This is a genomic window from Aquicella siphonis, assembly GCF_902459485.1.
In the GTDB taxonomy this organism is placed as follows: domain Bacteria; phylum Pseudomonadota; class Gammaproteobacteria; order DSM-16500; family DSM-16500; genus Aquicella; species Aquicella siphonis.
Genome location: NZ_LR699119.1, coordinates 78,145 through 96,402, shown reverse-complemented (window position 1 = coordinate 96,402; position 18,258 = coordinate 78,145). Strand labels below are relative to the sequence as shown.

Here is an 18,258-nt window from a genome sequence, read left to right as displayed (position 1 = left end):
CCGCCCGATTCCTGTCATTTCTGCAACACGGATTTCCAAAAGTGAATGGTTGCATTCATCATGTCGCCATAAGCATCCTGGAAGGATTTGGAATGCATGCCTTTGTTATACACTTCATTGCAGCAATTCAGCCACAACTCATAAAGGTCGCGCACGCTATTCACCGGATTATCCTGTTTGTTTCGCTGTATCCATTGCTGCACCATCATGTCCGATGCGTCAGAACACATTTTTGACATCATTTTCCAGTAATTCTCATAGGCTTTTTGTTGTTCATTCAGGTTTGCGTACTGCCATTGGCTCTTCAATGCTTCCAGCCATTGATTGATTTGCTGCATATGATCTTCAGGATTGGGTCTTGAACCCTGCTCAAACATTCCGCGCAGATTTTTATCCGCGCTGTCAAAAAAATCCTTGCTCTGTTTCATCCATAGATCGTACCAGTTTGTGTCAAAATTAAATTTTGTTTCCTTTTTTCCTTTGTTCATGACAACTCCTTAGACAATTTGACCGCTTCCTTCTTATGATGATCCACGCTTAAAATGGCCAGCGCGCATGCAACAGTGCTGGAATAAACATCGTTAATGCGGCTCATTAAAACGGGAACACGGCTTCCCAGCAATAATCCCGCGTTACGGGATTCAGCGAGATATTCCAGCTGTTCCGCCAGAATATTGCCCGTCTCCACGCTTGGCACCACCAGAATATCGGCATCGCCAATCACTGGCGAAGTGATGCCCTTGGACTGGGCCACTTCTGCTGAAATCACGTTATCAAAAGTCAGCGGCCCATCCAGAATGCCGCCTTTGATTTGTCCGCGCTCTGCCATTTTGCAAAGCCCCGCGGCATCCACCGTGGAACGCATCGCCGGACTTACATTATCCATGCCCGCCAATATGGCAACTTTGGGTTGTTCCACTCCCAGCGCCTTGGCGAAATCAATGGCGTTTTGTGTGATGCCGCGTTTGACTTCCAGACCGGGATCCACATTCACCATGGGGTCCGTTAAGATCAGCGCCTTGGGATACGTCGGAACATCCAGCACCAGAACATAACTCATGTGCCGCTCCGTCATCAGTCCTTTGTCAGGCTTTTGCATGGCATGCAGCAATTCTTCCTTGGTAACGCCGCCGCGCACCAGCATGCCCACCTCGCCGCTGCGCGCAAGCGCGATGGCTTTTACCGCGGCAAGATGACTGTGTTCCACGTCAATGATTTCATAATCACTGACATCGATTTCAGCCTCCTGCGCCGCGCGCAGGATCAATTCCTTCTTTCCCATCAGGACCGGAATGATAAAACCTGACCGCTGCGCGTCATGCACCGCTTCTATGATCTTGGCATGCACGGGATGGATGACACCCGCGCGCAAGGGACCAATCTTTTTTGCCTCTGTCAGATAAGGATCAAACAGAGAATAAGGCCGGCGCAATGCGATATGCGGCAGCACGGCTTTCAAACGGCGGATTTTTTTGACGGGCGCGACCACTTCGGCCTGGCCTTCCATGACCATGTCATTATCCTGGTTGCGCACTTCACACGCAAATGTTACACGTTTTTTTTCCGGATTCTTTTCCGTGGCCGTGACCTTCACTGTCAGGGTATCGCCGATTCCCACCGGCCTCTTGAAGCGGATTGTTTGACCCACATAAATGGTTCCGGGACCGGGCAGTTGAGTTCCCAGCACCGTGGAAATCAGCGCGCCGCCCCACATGCCGTGACCGATGATTTTATGAAACATGTCGCTTTGCGCATATTCAATATCGACATGCGCAGGATTAATGTCGCCCGACATGATGGCGAAAACCTGTATGTCTTTTTCAGTAAGAGTCCGCGTCAGGCTGTCGGTATCGCCTATCTGGATTTCATCGAAGGTGCGGTTTTCAAGGTATTCCATGTAATGGCATCTCATTCCATTGGTCTGATATTTCATTTTAGCTTTTTTTATTACAGGCTGTCACAATGAACCTGCCGCTTTATTCATTTGACCCTCGAATATCCGCCAAAACAGCAAGGGAAAAGATATAAATATAATAATTATCAATAGCTTGATAGTATTTATCCGCTACCGCGAAGATAAGATGATTGAATTATCAGGATAATTCAAATATGTCAGGATGTGATCAGCAGTTAATGTAGATATAAGGCAAAACTCCATTTACTTACTATACTGAAGTGTAAGGTATTCATAGTTATAACTGATAAGCATGAATACGATTAAAGTAAAATAAAAAATATTTATAATAATCATATGGTTATCACATAGCAATGAGGAGGGGAAAGTAATGACTTCTACACAATCCCAAACAACGTCTGGCATTCAAGATATCATTCAGCAGCTGGAATCCTTTCTCGCCTCTCCTCCTGACCAAAGACAAGGCGATATGAACGCTTTGATCAGTCAGTTTGATCAAGCCTTAAGCCGGCCAGAGACAAAACAATTGCTGGGGTCAAATCCGCAGCTTAGAGAAAAAGTCGCGGAAATGCAGGGCAGGATTATTGATGTATATGCCACCACATTAACACATGCTGCTGAAACAGCTTTCAATACTCTCAAAATTGAAGATGTCAAGAAACCGGGGGATATTGAAGATCTGGCAAAACATATCGCTGTTGCCTCCAGTAATCTTTCTGAAGGTATCAAATGGAAGATCCTGAGCATTGAAGATCCTGAAATTAGAAGACAGACGATTGAACGCTATATTTTTATTGCGGAGGAAATGACTAAATCAGGCAACTTCTTCGGCGCCCAGGCCATTTACTCCGGATTACATATGGATGGCGTTTATCAATTGTTCAGAACTGATGAGGGCTTATATGGTCTTTCACCAGAAGCATCAAAAGCAATGGAAAAACTGCGCGGATTATATAAAGGCGACATCTCAACAGATGAAATCCTGGAAGCAGAGACGACAAAATTTCAGGGCCATAAAATCCCGAATATTAACATATTAATGCGGCGTATCGGCGTCTGCATGGCCGGGCATAGTGATGCCATGCTATTCGCCTATTTAAATACAGAAGAGAAAATCAAACTAATAAAGCAAATACGCGAGCCCGCGGATAGTGATGTGCTAGAGGAAGCCAAGAAAAATCTAAATGACAGAGATTTTGCCTCTCTCAAAAAAGACTTGGCCGCCCTTCAACAGAAGCGCGCAAGCAAATCCACAAAAGAGGGTCCTGATGCGGAAATGCAGGCTATTATCGAAAGCCTAAAGGATTTGTTAAGTGAGCGCGGCTTGACCTTGGAAGATGTGGACAAGGCATTGGCAACTAAAAAGGGAAAACCGCTTTTGATTCTGGAAAGCTCACATTCTGACTACAAGAAGGATGAGCAAGAACAAATCGAAAGCATACTGAAAGGTCTTTTGAATGACCACCCTGTTGTTGATCTAGATGCAACTGAAAGAAAATTGAGTGACCACGCCTTATCCCTGAAACAACAGCGAAATGCTCAAGAGCAGAAAAATTTGAAATTGGTAAAAGAGGTATATGATCAAGCATATCAGCCATTCGGAAATGCAATAGACCAAGCCAAAGTCATACCGGCCGTAAATCCCGCCAATTTTCCCGAGCTGGTTGAAAACATGAAAATCCTGAATGTGAAAGCTGAACTTCTTGCTCTCACCAAAGAACTTGAGTCAGCTATAACGAAATCCATAGACAAGGAAAACAAGGATCTCTATCTAGAGGCAATTCAAAATTATCTTAATGGTGTTGGTCATATTATAAATCAATATCCGCAAGGTTATCCGAAAGAACTGGATACTGTCAAAAAGGCATTCGAAGAAATCGTCATAGAAATTAAAAATCCTGAATTTAAAGTGACCAAATCAGAGCGAATTAAATTGAACAGCAAAGCCTCTGATCCGGCTTCACAAGCGACGCAGAGTTTATCAAGAAAACTTTCTGATGCTGCAGCAAAGATGTTAAAAGCCTCTAAAAGCTATACTGAAGCCCCGCGCGAAGAGGCAAAACAACAGCTTATTGCCGCTGCTCCTGCTTATGCACAACTTCTTGAGTACCAGGCAGAACTGGCTGAACGCGTAAAAGAAATTAAAGATCGAAATCCTGGTGTCAAGGATGATGATCTTCGCGGAAACGATAAAATTATAAACCGTCGTTATGAGGCACTAAAAGAAGTCACCGCAAAAATGCTAAATATGCACCTTTGCGGCAAAACCGAAGACATGATGATTTATCTGCATGAACAGATGACCAGCTCCTGGCTGACCACGCACCATCAGGCAAAAATCAATGTGAGGGAAATGAAAAACCAGGATACAACAGTGGTTGCACTTATAAAGGAAGTATATGGTCAATTACTCACACCTGATGCAGAACTCAAAGTTTCGCCTATGGAACAAGCCCGCCGTGACCTGACTGACAAATGGATTGGCTTGCTTGAATACCGGAATTCTCTGCAACACGACACTTCCACTATTGGTATTGAACGTCAGAAATTCATTTTTGGCGTGATTGGAACACTCACCTTGCTGAGCACAACTGAGGAGAAATACCAATACATAAATCGCTTACTCGAAAACAAAGCTGATAATCCTATCCTGCAAAAGCGGCATAAAGATGCAACCTCGCTTGTCAGCTCGGTTAAACATGAGGAAATCAAACTGGTACGCGTGCTGGAAGCATACAGGGACAGCATCACCCAATTAAACAGTCTGGAAATGGAGCAGGCAAAAAAAATGGAACAGGTACAACAAAGCAGCGCTGCCCGCGTCCAATCCCCCAGCGGAGCAACTCCAACTTCTACGAAGAAGCCTCAACAACAGCGCAAAGCACCGCCGCCGACCCCGTTTGAGGCATTGGCGAAATACAATCAACAACCGCCAGAAAGCATTATCAAGGCCTTGAAAAATGTTGAAAATACCCTGTCAGCCGCCAACATCCAATTTACCGCTGATACAGGCCCCCGACAACTAACCCGGCAAGATATTCAATTTTTATATAATGAATTCCTTGACCCAGTGAAAAAATCATCCCTTGATGCCACGCAGGTTAAAAATGGCGAAGCCATGCTGCAAGCCATTGCTGTCAATGCCGCAGCACTGGAGAAGCAACATCGCGCAGGCGTGAGCGCAAAAGGGAAAGCACAGCCAGAAGCCGTGTCCGGCGCAGATTCCGTCAGCCCGGTTTCTACGCAACCAAAAAGCCAGTATGCGCGATGGCAGGATATGCAAGTACAAGTTAACCTTGCATTACAAAAATGTGAAGGATTACTACAAAATGATGCTACAAACCCCGAACTGATTCAAATCCATGAACATCTATTGAAACGCCGCGGTCAACTTTCCACATTCCCTCTCACTAAAGAGAACCAAAATGCAATTGACTCTGGCAAGTTTGACAAAATTGTTGAACTCATTAATGCTGATTTCAAACAAAATGTCGAACAACGACTTGATGTGATTTCCCGCCAGATAGAGGCAAAACAGGCTTCTCTTGCCAAACCCGAACCACAGCCGCAAATCGACCCGTCATGGGATAACAAGGGCGGAACCGTCATACCGCCAGCCATCTGGGAAATGATGAAATCCGGAGATGCAAAAGATCTTAATGAAATTGATACTTATTTTATGAATAATGAATCCATGTGTAAATTAATAGACTCTTATGATGCCGATGGAAAAACATTGTTTCATCACCTTGCTGAACGAGCCGCGGCTGCAAGTAAAGCAGGAAATCGTGAATTAGCAGATGAACTGAATCTTTTGGCAAATAACCTTATAAGACGAGGCGCTGATCCGTTACTGTCATCCAATAATGCTCAGAAACAAACCCCGTTTGATATTGCAAAAGATTGTAAGGAATTCAAGGAAACATTGGATGAGGCAATACGTGAAAAAATGAATACATCAAAAGATCCCGAAGCAAGAAAAGTTTATAATGATTGGCGCGCTGAACTGTATGGCATGAATGTGAAAGACCGTCAATTTGACACACACCAACCGTCACCTATTACACATCCAAAGCCTGTCACACCCGTCAAGCCAACTTCCGAGGCGGCATCCAAACTGGACGCAGGTCATCAACAGGATAAACGGAAAGTTCCCCACAAAGGCAAGGTCATACGCAATCCTATAAAACTGGTGACATCACTATTCAGAAGTAAAAAACAGGACAAATTAGCAACCGATCATTCTAAAGATTCAGAAAGCAGTTATAAAAACCGTCATTAGATGCATTAGTTAATTTGATCATTAGCTGCATATCCTATTCATGCCGACAATATGCGCATTATCAAGCTAAAAACTCAGGAAGAAATAAAACTGTTCGGATTTCCTTGAGGTCAGCGGCAAGGATTTTACGCTCTTTCCAGCTGACACAGGAGAGCGACTGACGGATTTTATGGACAATGCATAGCTGCACTTTCGCATGAGGATAAACCGTTTCAATCGCCTTAGGGAGCCCCGTCAGGCCATCAACGCAAGCAATGAATATTTCATCCAGGCCGCGATTTTTCAGGTCAGTTAACACATTCAGCCAGAATTTGGCGCCTTCATTTTGGCTGATCCACATTCCGAGCAGCTCCTTATTGCTGCTGACATTGACCCCTAACGCCAGATAAACCGATTTATTGATAATGCCTTTATCGGTCTTTACCTTAAAATCTTCCTGTGTCTTACAGGTGCTTACTATTTCTTTAATCAATTCATCTATATTTTTAGGCATAGTTTTTCTCTTTATAATTGTCCGCTCCTCATGGAACGAACAGATTATACACTATGGCTAATTACACAAGATTATTTACAGATCCTGCGGATGGCGCTGAAGATATTCTCTAGTTTTACTCGCCAATAAAATTTCTTCTATTACTTCAAGATCATTTAACTCGATATGAGTTTTTTCAACCATTAATACTATTAATTTCTTCCTTAACATGACTTAGCTCCTTGCTGACGTGACATATGTTTATCGCATTAAAATCCATTAATACGACACTATGCACCTCAAATATTAAGCAAACATTAAATCGGCAAGAATAGAGCTAGATTTTAAGCATTTTTTACAAAAACGTTTTAAATGGTTTTTTATAATATTCGACAAGACGCTCATTTAGTTCAGGTAGGAAAAAATTTTATTGATACCCAGCTTATGATTAATCCCACACAAATAAAAATTGCCGCTGGAATGAGGCTGCGAAATGGCAGGAAGCTAATCGCAATCACATTTAATATGACGGCTAGCCAGGGAATTATCATAGGAATTTGAAATGTTTTGGCGTCTATTTTTTTCTTTGCCAACTTGATTTTTATCAACGCAATATTACTAAACGAAAACACGACTAACACGATTGCACTTGTTGAACTTGCCAGTTCTTTTAATGTGCCTACTAAACCTAGTCCAAGAACCAATGGAAATATCAAAAGAATTGCAATATAAGGTGTATGATATTTACCATGTACGGTTTGCAAAAATTTCGGTAATAAACGCGATTCTGACATACCATATAGTAAGCGTGATGCCGTGATATAATTTAATAATGTCGTATTAAAAACCGCAAAAATCGCAATGAGTGAAAAAATATAAATGGGCATTGCCGGATAAGATTTTCTGACGACATCTAACAAGGGTGCCTCTGATTGATTAAGCACGTTCCCAGGAATAATTGCGGTAGCTGCCCAGCTTACTGTTAAATATAAAACACCAGCGATGCCAAGAGAAGACAGTATAGCGCGCGGTATATTTCTCTCTGGTTGTTTTACTTCCTCCGCCACATTGGCAATATCTTCAAAACCCGTGAAAGCAAAAAACGCTAAGGCAGCTCCTTGAAATATATCTACCATACCAGGCATTGCTTCAGATGACATAGCAATAGCTTGATGTTCTGACTTAAATAAATACCAAAATCCACAACCTAATACAATGAATAACCCGCTTACTTCAATAGTAGTACTTATGATATTAGCTACCGAAGATTGTTTAATTCCGCGCACATTAATTATTAATAGAATGACAAAAAACCCAAAGACGTCTAACCAATTTGGTAAATTAAACCCTATGCCTTTTATATAACCTGCAAACGCTTGCGATAAGGTTGACATGGAGAAAACAGTCGCGCTGAAAAGGAGTAAACCTACACAAATCGATAACCACTTACGATCAAAAGCTTCTTGAACATATACCGAAACGCCGCCGCTTCTTGGAATACGGCTGCCGAGCTCGCTGTAACTAAGTGCGGTAAGAAATACGATAGCCATTGCAATAGCGAAAGACAGCCACGTCAAGGGGCCCGCATGACCTGCAATTTTTCCCACGAGAGCATAAATTCCTGCACCCAGGATATCGCCTACGCCATAGATAATTAAGGCGCCCAGTCCAAGTGCTCGTATCAAACCGCTATGAACTTTTGAATTCATTAGAATATCCTTATTCTTTGGTGACATCGTATCATGTCAGCTCATGGTAAGGGCAACAATATCAATCCGCTTTCTATAAAGCATGCCATTCCATTCTGCAACAATGATTTTCTATTGATAAGTTTGCAAGTTTAGATAATAAAGCCTTACATATGCCTTGATGTCTATACGCTTCTTCAACAAATAAATCTTCCAGATAAAGAATAGGAGCGCCTGATGATGCAGAATAAGAAAAAAATATAAGGCATAACCTACCAATATTTACAGATCCTTATTAATCTTTGTTAATTGAAAGAGCCTCGAATTGAAGAGGGACCTTCAAATTTGTCAACTTTCAACATGGACTCACTTTCCACGTGAAGAGATTTTGTCTGAGGAAACTTTTCCCTTGCTTTATCCATAAAATCCGTCAATTCAGCAATATTCTCAAACCGCTTGACCATCAAGTGAGGCTTCTTTTGTGATTTTTCTTCCTGCCGTTCCAGCACTGATATTTGCTGATCCAGTTTTTGAATTTTCTCTTGATTCTCACTTATCTTGTCTTGAGACGGACATTTTCTGATGATTTTTTCCGCCTGATCTTTAATTTCACTAGCACGCTGCTGCATGACAACATCAACCTTATCAATGAATCTGTCTATGGCTTTATTTTCAATTACCCGGGATAACACATTGTATAATTTCTCATGAATTTTATTTTCTTTTCTCAGTTGATCAAGCCGTTCAATGGATGGATCTTTATTGAAATCCTTTAAAAAATTCTTCAGTTGTTCTAACTCCCTGAGTTTAGCATACGTCTGGCGCAATTCTTCGGGAATATGCATGTGCCACTCCAGTTTCAATGGAATAAGTGGTTTTCCACTGTTGGCAATGTCAAGAAATGAAACTATTCTGTCACATATTTTTTTCTGGATCATCAATTCATTTGATTCATCATTATTTTTGACTAACTGCTTTCTCTCTTCCCTCATATCCCTCAGGATTGACGCTTGCGAATTTCCGGAATCCGGATTAACGTCGGTAAAGCCCAAACCGTCAAACATATCTGAGCCATTCGGATAAACGCGCAGTTCGAAAAACTCCTTGAAACCGGTATGCCCGGCCGACAGGGAAATATCGCCGTCCTTGCCTTTCCAGTCATTCGCTCGCAATAATTCTCGCAGTTCGGCTTCCTGTTGTTTCAATAGATTTTTATGAGAAACATGCGGATGCTCGGCGAGATAATTTTGCCTGCATTTTTCTGTCTGTTTAATCATTCTGGCCACATATGGCTTGAGGCTTTCATTTGACTGTTTATTCAGATATCTGATCACGTCATCAAACACGCTCAATGTCTGATTTGTTTCTATCATTTTATCAATTTCTTTCTGAATACTTTTCAGGGCTTTTTTCTTGTCCTTTGATTTTAACACAGGCAGCGATTTTAATATTCGAGAGACAGTTTCCCGCAAAGGTTTTACATGCTTCTTCAAGTCGGCTTGCTCTTGCGCGCCTTTCAGGAGATTAGGCGCATTCATCTCCGGTTTCTCAATTTTCTGCCTGCTCTGGATTTCGCTCAGACGCGAAATAGCTGTGCCAATGACTGCGCTTACAGGCACATGCCCCATAGACAAGGTGAATGTCTTGTCCAATTTGCCATTGTGCCGCATGAGGACTTCCTGGAGTGCCTTGAATTTCGCTTCTGAATCGTTCTTGGCATTCACATAGTTATGCGCCGCCCGATATATTTCACCAGCGGCACTGCGAACCTTGCCGCGTTCCAGATGATATTCGGCGTTTTTCTTTTGTGTCCAGGCCAGAGAGGCGAGCAGTTCCTGCACCACTGTTTTTCGGGATTGGTCAAGAAACCGGTTTCTTGTTTCCTTATATTCAGCCAAATTACCAACTGTCACGCCAGGAATTTTTTGCGCAATTTCCGTTACAGAATCAAGACTGACCAGTACCGGGTAGAGCCGGGATTGCGCTGACGCAGTTAAAGAGGCATTCGCATATTTAATTGATAACTGGATCGCAAAATCCACGTTTTCCGCCAGTTTTTCCCTGGTTTGATTTTCAACCTTTCCTTTTGCAAATTCAACGAGCTTTGCTTTGTCTTCATCTGTCAATAAGGAATAATCGCCTGTAATATTCAAGACATCTCTAAAGACCAATAATAATTGCCGGTAGCATGACTTGACTGCATAATCCCTTTGAGGATCTCCATAGACGCTGTCATTGGTAGGCTGTGAAAATTCCAGATATGCCCTATCTGTATCCAGCGCATAATCCAGATTGCGTACCGCCATTCTTTTTTCTTTACGCTCAGCGCGTTTTTGCCGGTGATGCGTCACCTTTCTGGCCTTGAGTTCGTTACCAATATCGACATTTTCCAGGAATCCAATGCGCGCCTTGTTAAACGGCTCTTCACGCAGCTGCTGTGGTATTCTCGCTTGCAAATCCTTGCGGTATCCTTGCCACATGATTTGCACTTCGGCTTCAAATTTTTTGAGACATTTATCAAGCTCCGAATGATCCAGGCGCCCGTCACTCCCGCGTCTGATATACGGGTTTGCATATTCATTATTTGGGTCGGAATCATTCAGGATCTTGTTCCAGCGGTCTTCTATTTCAGTGATTAATTCTTCACGCTTGGCCAGCAATGACTTGGCAAGCGCAGGATCATCAATACCTAATGACACGAGCAATTTATTCCACTTGCCAAACTGTTTCATCAACACATTCTTGATGCCGTCCATCTCCTGTACATAGTAACGTTCAACTGCCGCTTCTTCACCCATGCGCTTTTGAATCGCTTTCACCCTGGCTTCACGTTCATTTGGACTCAGTTTGGACAGATCTTCATTATAACGGTGGATAATATTATTGCGGTCATAAATGGCTGAATATTTTCCAATCATTCCGTTACGCGCACTGCGGCCTATAATTTGCTGTGTGGTGCGGCTGGTATCCAGATAAGTCTGTATGACATGAAGGCCGGTATCTTTAGGAGGCTTGATATTGGTGCCCCTGCCCATTAATGAAGTCGAAATGGTAATGACGTTTTTTCCGCCTGCCTTTTTAGTCATTTCTTCGCGTTGTGCTTCTGTTTCATCACCAACGACCAGCTGGAATTCAATATTTTGTCCCTCAAGCTGCAATTTTAATTTTTCCAGTAACTGGCGGGCTTCGCTGGCATTTTCACATATCATCAATATCGGCGGACGGTCTCCTTTTTCATCTACAGCGTCATTCACGGCGTCGCGAATTGCCTGAACGTGGGCTTCACTTGTCTTTTTGACTTGCAGCGGTTCATATTGACGCTGATTGGTGTTATGCGGCGGAATACTGATGACTTCCAATCCAAATTTGGCATTTTGTTCTTTCAGTTCCACCAGTGTGCCAACCGTGCCTGATATCCCGACGATTCGTCCATCCTTGCGGTTGTAATAATCCACGAAATTTTTTGCTGACTCCGACGCCACGAACAACATTTCCGCGTCAATGGGAAATCGAGCGGTTTTTTTACCCGCCTGAAGACGTGCATGCAAAAACTGATGCACACCGTTGCTGTATGAAGAGCCCGGCTGCGGAATATTGTCAATCAAGGGGATGGCCGCATCCAGCTCAATCTCTTCTTCGCCTGCTTTGCGCTTGATTTTTTGCACGGTGAAATCCGTACCTTCCTTAAGCTGTTTGGCGCTGCAGGCGGCATTAATCCATTTATCCAGCTTTCTGTCTGAAATATCCTTTAACAGTATTTTGTGTTTGTTGGACGTAACATGTTCATAGAGAAAATTCTTCAACGCAATGACATCCTGCTCATCAGTCAAAACCTTTCCTGTCTTGTCATCAATATTTGCAAATTCATGACTGTCAATGAATTCATTGACTAACGGATATATCCACGCATAGGTATTTTCAAATGGATCACTCCCTGATTCCGGACTGGTGGCATAATTGAATAATGTTTTATCATCCAACAGCGCATAATCGGATTCGTCAAGAATCAGACTGACCGGCACCTTGCTTCCATCTCTTGTTCTGAGATGTTCTCCTTCAAGCTTTGCTCTAGACCGGTATAATGACATTTCCGAAACGGTAGAATAGTTAATGCCGCCCACCTTGTAAGTTCCCGGTTCCGATTCCGCTCTTACCATGGATGTCTCAATACCCAGCATTTGAAAGAATGGCAAGTGTTCTTCATAATCACGCTCAGCCAAATCCTTGTTTGCCGTGCAGACATCCACCGTCTGCCCCAGTGCGTGCTGCATGGCTGCGAGCAGCGCTGTCGTGATTCCCTTGCCCTCGCCTGTATTGATTTGCATGATCAGATTGTCTGGATACTGCAGGGAAATGAGCACCGACAGGATTTGCGTGGAATAGGGAAATGGCGCATCCTTTTCGGCTCGGTACATGACTTCCCTCATCACCGCCAGCAGCTTCAACTGAGCCAGCTCCCGTTTACTTTATCCTGACCGCTAACTTCCGCCCTGAGGTGCTTTGCCAATTCCTGTAATTCGGAGCGGGTGAAATCAATCAACGGTTTGGCGCTGCCTTTTCCCGGCACGGGCTCAATGGGATATTTATAGCCAATGTCATTGATATATACGAGTTTTCGCGCCAGTTCAAATTGCAGCTGCCCTGAAATCGCAGATCCCTTGAACATGTTCTGGATTTCTTGCAGAACCGGCTTCACGCGTGACAGTGAAAACTGATCTTCCAAAACCTGTTTATTTTGTCGTTTCCCGCTGGGGTCTTTGTCAGCGCGGCTAATAAACTTATCAATTTCCTCATCCGATTTTTTCAACTCCGCAGCTAGTCGTGCGATATCAGGCGCGGGTGAAAACTGGTAGACAGAAGCAATTTTCTCTATAAACAGCTTGTCGTCAATCCGGGAAATCAGCCCGGACATGACGCTGTCAATTTGCTCTGGCGTCAGCTTGCTGACATCACCCGCTTTGATCGCACTGACAAGGATATCAATGACCTGTTTGTATTTTTCAAGCTGATCTTCCTGTGCAGGTATCTTGTTCAGAATTGCCAGACACTGATTCGCAGATGCATCTCCTTCAAGGCATTTTACCAATAACAGATTACTGAATGTCGTTATTGAAGGAATCTTGTCTGAACATTGACGGATTTTATCCGGAACCTGATCAAGTATCTTTGTGAACACTTCTCCTGTCACTGAAGGAGTTGTTATTAATTTTGTCAGGTTTTTAAATAATTCAGCGCATTGTTCCTTGGATATATTTTCATTGGCACGATCCAATGTTTGCACAGAAATAAATTTGGCTATGGGGAATGGTGAATCTTGCGTCAGGTTATGCTGCAGGGAAACCTTCAGCAGCTGGCTGAATTGTTCGCGAGACAAGCTTTTCTGGGCTTTGACAAGAGACTCAAGCCCTGTGAATGCCTGTTCAAATTTATCAGTATTGTTGTTTGTATTTATAATTTCATATGCATCCCTGACAAGACTGGCAAGCGGAATACTCTCATGTGCGCCAAGAATTTCCCATATTCTGTTATGCATTTCAGGCGCAAACAGTTTCTGGTTTGCTTCATATAAGGTGACTAATTGACGAAAACCTTCTTCATTGCGCTGCTTTTCCCTGATCAGCAGATCACAGAATTTTTTGGCATGGGTAAAGCGTTTATTATAGCCATCCAGTTCTTCCGGAGAAGGTTTCAACGGCAATATGCCCAGATAACTCTTCATTTGCTGCGCAAGCGTGTCATCCTTAAGTCTTAGCATCCGCAGAGACATTGTAGTTTCATTTTCAAATTTATTCACCAGTTTGGCATGTATCAGGTGCCAGATCGTTGGATCGCTGATGAATTTGTTGATATCACTTTCATTTTTCGATCCTATCAACTCACCCACCGCTTCATTCAGTTGCTCCTTGTTGCCAAGTTTTCCAGCCAGTCCCAGCAGACTCTTGAATGATTCATCGAGTTTTTGCATGGCATCAAGAAGCACATCCGCGCTGGTCACGGATTGTGACATTATATCGGAAAAGCGTTTCAAATTGAGATTGAGATTATCAAGCATCTTGATGATGGAAGCACCGATAAGCGGAACGCTTTCAATTTCACCGCGGTTTTCATTGAAAACCTCATAAAAATCCGTCAGCTTTTGAATAAACCCGGATTCCTGTATGTATCCCTTGATCAGACTGACGGTATTTTCCAACGAAGCTTCCACGGGTTCCTTGCCGATTTTCGTCTGCGGTAATTTCTCTTGTACCAGTTCACGAATCAATTCTTTCTGCTTGCCGGCTTCCTGTGTCTGAATGTCTTTTTCTTTTTCAGCCACAACTTTGACAATTTCAAAGATTTGATCCAGAGTTGGCAGTTTGGCGGAGCCTGCAATATCTATATCACCCAGCGCCTCCAGCAGCAGCATCGCCACATTCCTGTCAAGCTTTGAAATATGCGTGGCCAGGGCATTTTTATTGGTTTCCTCGATTTCAGAAGCATCGACAAATGCTCCCGCTCCCCCGATCTGCGGATAACCTGCAATCTTCTCCTTTAAATCGAGTAATTGATTTTTGTCCTTCAAATCAAACGTTCGCAAGTCCACTACGCCCAGCATTTTGATAAATGCATTTCTTAGCGCGGGATCCTTGTCAAATTCCAGAATGCGATCAAGATCTGGCTTGATTTCTTTCGCCATGTGGCTGAATCCGTCCAGATCCAAAGGATGGATATCGACTGACTTGTTGCTGTCCAGTTTAAGCCTGTCCGCATGCATATCCAGAATTTCATAACCGGCATCGCCGTATATTTTCACCAGACCAAATATCGTCTTATAGGTATTGATATCCGAGACCTTCATTAATTTGATCAAATCCCTGAACGTCGGCATGGCATCAAGCGAGCACTGATTCATTTCCTGATTAAAATTCACCATGATCGATCGAATGTTTGTTCGAGTAGTCTCAAGCACTTCGAACAGCGCTTTAAAATCTTCTTCCGGATTATTCATGGTTTCCAATGCTCTCGGTCCTGTGGCCGCCATGACCATGACTTGCAGAAGATTGACCTTGATGTACTCATCATCTTCTGGTCTTTCCGAAAAATTCCTTTCATTCATTTGTCTAACCAGATTTTTATAGACATCCAGCGGATAAGCATATTTTTGCTGACCGATTACTCTATAGAAATGTTTTAATGCTTCAGCATAGGGCACACCTACCGGCAATTTAAGAAATCGAAACTTTTCATCCCTTGGCGTTTCATAGCCTGAAGCCAGTTCGTTTTGTTTGTTGAGTTTGGCAAATTCGGAGCGGATTTTCGCGACATCCAGCACACTGGTGTCTGTCAAGACATCTTGTTTCTTCATGGCACCGGGGACAAAATAATCTCCCTTTCCAGAATAAGGATAGGTGGTGAGCTGCACCATGGTGGGAGCGGCGCCCATCATTTTCCCCACTTTGGCACTACTCTCAGCTTGCAGCTGTAGGACGACAAAATAAGGTTGGCCTTTGGAAACACCCTTGTAGATTGCCTGTATAGGATTTTTTTTATCGTGTAATCTGCCGTCATCATACAAATGACCGAATTCAGGATCGCCCGGCGAGATTAATTCAAATTGTGATTTTAATTTTTTATCATGCGGCGGATTGCTTTGTGTGCTGAACATGGCACCGACAATATCACTGGGCGGACTGCCAAACAAATCCAGCGTTTTGGGGAAGCTTTCACTAATATGCTGGCGCACGGGCGTCAAACGCATATCAGACGTGACCAGTTTATAGTCCTGATAACGGCAGGCGTAATATGCGCCATCCTGGCTCATATCCAGACGGTCCAGATTCAATATCTGTTCTTCCTTGTCAACAGCGCCATTCAAGATAAATAACGCCCTGTCCATGGCCAGTTTCATGTTTTTAATACCGTCAAATGGACAAACTGACGGTAACGTGCCCATATTGGCGAGGTTCTTGATTTCATCAATGAAATAGCGGTATGCCCCGAATAAATCATTGAAATCCGTTCTTGCGCCGGAGGCATGATGCTGACGCACCAAAGATACCCACCAGTTTCTTTCAGCGGCATCCATTTTCACCAAGGCATCAAGATTGGTTAAACCCTCAGGCGAGGTGAATGATGTAAAATCCTGGGTCTTGTCAAGAAAGATTTGCCTGAATTCCTGATAAAGATTCTTTTGTTTCAATTCCTCCATGCGGGTAAAAAACATCGCGACACTCTCAAGGCCGCCCTGCGCGAGTAGAGTTCCAATGCCGGTCAGATGCGAAGCGGTGAGATCAGGATACTGATTCAGATATTCTGTCAGCTGGCTTTTTAATTCGGATTTGCCTTCACCAAGTACCGCAATCAGGCCCAGCAAAATTTCTTTTTTTGTCTCTGCCGGGGTCTCCGGATTCATCAGGCGGTCAAACTGTTCAGCCGTGGCCTTGCCTTGCGGGATTTTTTCAGCTAGCGCACCAATATCACCATTCAATGCTTTCAAAAGATCTTCTTTCCCGGCCTTGCTGTCAAGAAAATGCAGCAACAAATCCCTGCCTGACGGAAGCGTTTTTTCTTTGGTGTCCACTGTCAGTGTTAATGGGTTGATTTTTTGTTTATGCTGCGCAATTAACCCGGCATCATATCTTAGTATTAATTGACCCGGCTGATCTTCCGTCTCTTGCTTTTGCAGATAAAACCCGGGCGGCAGATTATCAAACATTAATCCATAAGAAAAATCCGGATAATGGCGCAAAATTTCTTCCATGGCGGATTTTTCAACATGCGTGATTTTACACTCGAAATGCTCAGACGGCACTTCCATACGGCCGACCAGGTCGTACCAGATTTTCGCCAGTTGACTGCTCTCAATCTTTAACTGCCCCGCGAGCCCGCCAAGTTTTGTATCGATATTCTCTCTGGTGATCAATTCTCCTAACGGGGATTTATCCGATCCATCAGAGATAACAACCTGCGCGGCGGGTTTATACTCTTCCAGCATTTGTGCGCGCTTGCGCGCGAATTGCTGCTGTTGTTGCTGCTGTTGCTGTTGCTGCTGTTGCTGCTGTTGCTGTTGCTGCATTTTGGTGGCAGCTTTGGTGCCGTTAGCCAGATTGACTTTCGCGCGCCTGACGCGGCTGAGATCGACGGCTTGAGAAGTGGAAGTTTCCAGCTTGACCCCTTTGGCAACCTGATGCAGTTGCTGATTTCGGGAGAAAAGACGCTCAAGATTACGATTGTTTTCTTCAAAACCCTCGCCCTTGACAATAATCCTGCAAGGATATTTTTTCTGGTAAAGATAATGAAGCAACTCATCCAGCTGCGCCTTGTTTTCATTATCCACATCCAGGGTCAATTGAATGACAGTGTCTGGTTGATTATTGTAGATTGCTTCCAGAAATTCCGTGATTGACTTACTGTCATTCCTGATTGCCTGGCCATTATGATCGAGCGCGGAAACAATTTTTAAATGATTCAGTTTCGTTTGCGGCTCTGTGATTTGTCGATGAGAATCTGTCACATTCGCCCCCGTCTTGTCATTTATTCTTATTTAATTTGGCAATTATACATTTAGTATATACGACCAGAGGCGGGAACATTGTTGTTGGCGGCGTAGAATAAACCCAAACGCTTATTAATTGCTAATCATTTGATTATTAATCAAAAACTCCCGTCTTTGATCCCCGGCGGGATTTTCAGGCTGCGTGTAAATATTACCTGTAAAATCAGTAAGATAATGACATGAACCGGGTAAGGTGATGCTTAATCTTGCGAATTGCGGATAAGTATATCGCTGGAAACGCGCGGGAATTAGGGGGGATAAACAGCCCTTCGAGACGGACACTGACGTGTCCTCCCCAGGGTGAACGGAGTGGTGAAAATCCCGTTCGTGGTGAGGAGCCGCGCAAGCGCGGCGTCTCGAACCATG

Annotated in this window: 8 protein-coding genes and 1 pseudogene; 1 reads left to right on the top strand and 8 read right to left on the bottom strand. The window is 43.6% G+C overall.

Features of this window, described 5'->3' with window-relative positions:
• Positions 1–14: 14 nt before the first annotated feature.
• Positions 15–488, bottom strand: a complete 474-nt coding sequence (locus AQULUS_RS00395; protein WP_148337544.1) for a poly(R)-hydroxyalkanoic acid synthase subunit PhaE — start codon at positions 486–488, stop codon at positions 15–17.
• Positions 485–1,897, bottom strand: a complete 1,413-nt coding sequence (locus AQULUS_RS00390) for a bifunctional enoyl-CoA hydratase/phosphate acetyltransferase (protein ID WP_148337542.1) — start codon at positions 1,895–1,897, stop codon at positions 485–487. The genes AQULUS_RS00395 and AQULUS_RS00390 overlap by 4 nt, the downstream gene beginning before the upstream one ends.
• Before the next feature lie 388 nt (positions 1,898–2,285).
• Here AQULUS_RS00390 and AQULUS_RS00385 point away from each other — a divergent pair, with 388 nt between their 5' ends.
• A complete protein-coding gene (locus AQULUS_RS00385) occupies positions 2,286–6,197 on the top strand; it encodes a RasGEF domain-containing protein (RefSeq protein ID WP_148337541.1) in 3,912 nt (1,303 codons plus the stop codon).
• Positions 6,198–6,294: 97 nt separating this feature from the next.
• Here the strand turns inward: AQULUS_RS00385 and AQULUS_RS00380 are convergent.
• The 6 genes and pseudogenes from AQULUS_RS00380 to AQULUS_RS00360 all read right to left on the bottom strand — a co-directional run.
• Positions 6,295–6,624, bottom strand: a pseudogene (locus AQULUS_RS00380) (transposase); the annotation flags it as partial.
• Between the two features lie 141 nt (positions 6,625–6,765).
• Entirely contained in the window at positions 6,766–6,900 is a 135-nt protein-coding gene (locus tag AQULUS_RS13080) for a hypothetical protein (RefSeq protein WP_269472858.1), read from the bottom strand.
• A 179-nt stretch (positions 6,901–7,079) separates the two neighbouring features.
• The gene (locus AQULUS_RS00375) at positions 7,080–8,378 is read right to left on the bottom strand and encodes an APC family permease (RefSeq protein WP_197737263.1); all 1,299 of its coding nucleotides are present in this window, start codon (positions 8,376–8,378) and stop codon (positions 7,080–7,082) included.
• Positions 8,379–8,451: 73 nt separating this feature from the next.
• On the bottom strand, positions 8,452–8,619 hold the full coding sequence (locus AQULUS_RS12980; protein WP_408608946.1) for a GNAT family N-acetyltransferase: 168 nt from the start codon (positions 8,617–8,619) through the stop codon (positions 8,452–8,454).
• Between the two features lie 43 nt (positions 8,620–8,662).
• Complete coding sequence (locus AQULUS_RS00365) at positions 8,663–12,772, bottom strand: helicase-related protein (RefSeq protein WP_172622677.1); 4,110 nt, start codon at positions 12,770–12,772, stop codon at positions 8,663–8,665.
• Positions 12,773–12,798: 26 nt separating this feature from the next.
• Positions 12,799–17,850, bottom strand: a complete 5,052-nt coding sequence (locus AQULUS_RS00360; protein WP_172622676.1) for a hypothetical protein — start codon at positions 17,848–17,850, stop codon at positions 12,799–12,801.
• Positions 17,851–18,258 lie beyond the last annotated feature (408 nt).

Bases quoted from the DNA above. Each gene is read 5' to 3' on its own strand.
- AQULUS_RS00365 (WP_172622677.1), bottom strand. From the start codon at position 12,772: ATGTACCGAGCCGAAAAGGATGCGCCATTTCCCTATTCCACGCAAATC.
- AQULUS_RS00390 (WP_148337542.1), bottom strand. From the start codon at position 1,897: ATGGAATACCTTGAAAACCGCACCTTCGATGAAATCCAGATAGGCGAT.
- AQULUS_RS13080 (WP_269472858.1), bottom strand. From the start codon at position 6,900: ATGTTAAGGAAGAAATTAATAGTATTAATGGTTGAAAAAACTCATATC.
- AQULUS_RS00385 (WP_148337541.1), top strand. From the start codon at position 2,286: ATGACTTCTACACAATCCCAAACAACGTCTGGCATTCAAGATATCATT.
- AQULUS_RS00375 (WP_197737263.1), bottom strand. From the start codon at position 8,378: ATGAATTCAAAAGTTCATAGCGGTTTGATACGAGCACTTGGACTGGGC.
- AQULUS_RS00395 (WP_148337544.1), bottom strand. From the start codon at position 488: ATGAACAAAGGAAAAAAGGAAACAAAATTTAATTTTGACACAAACTGG.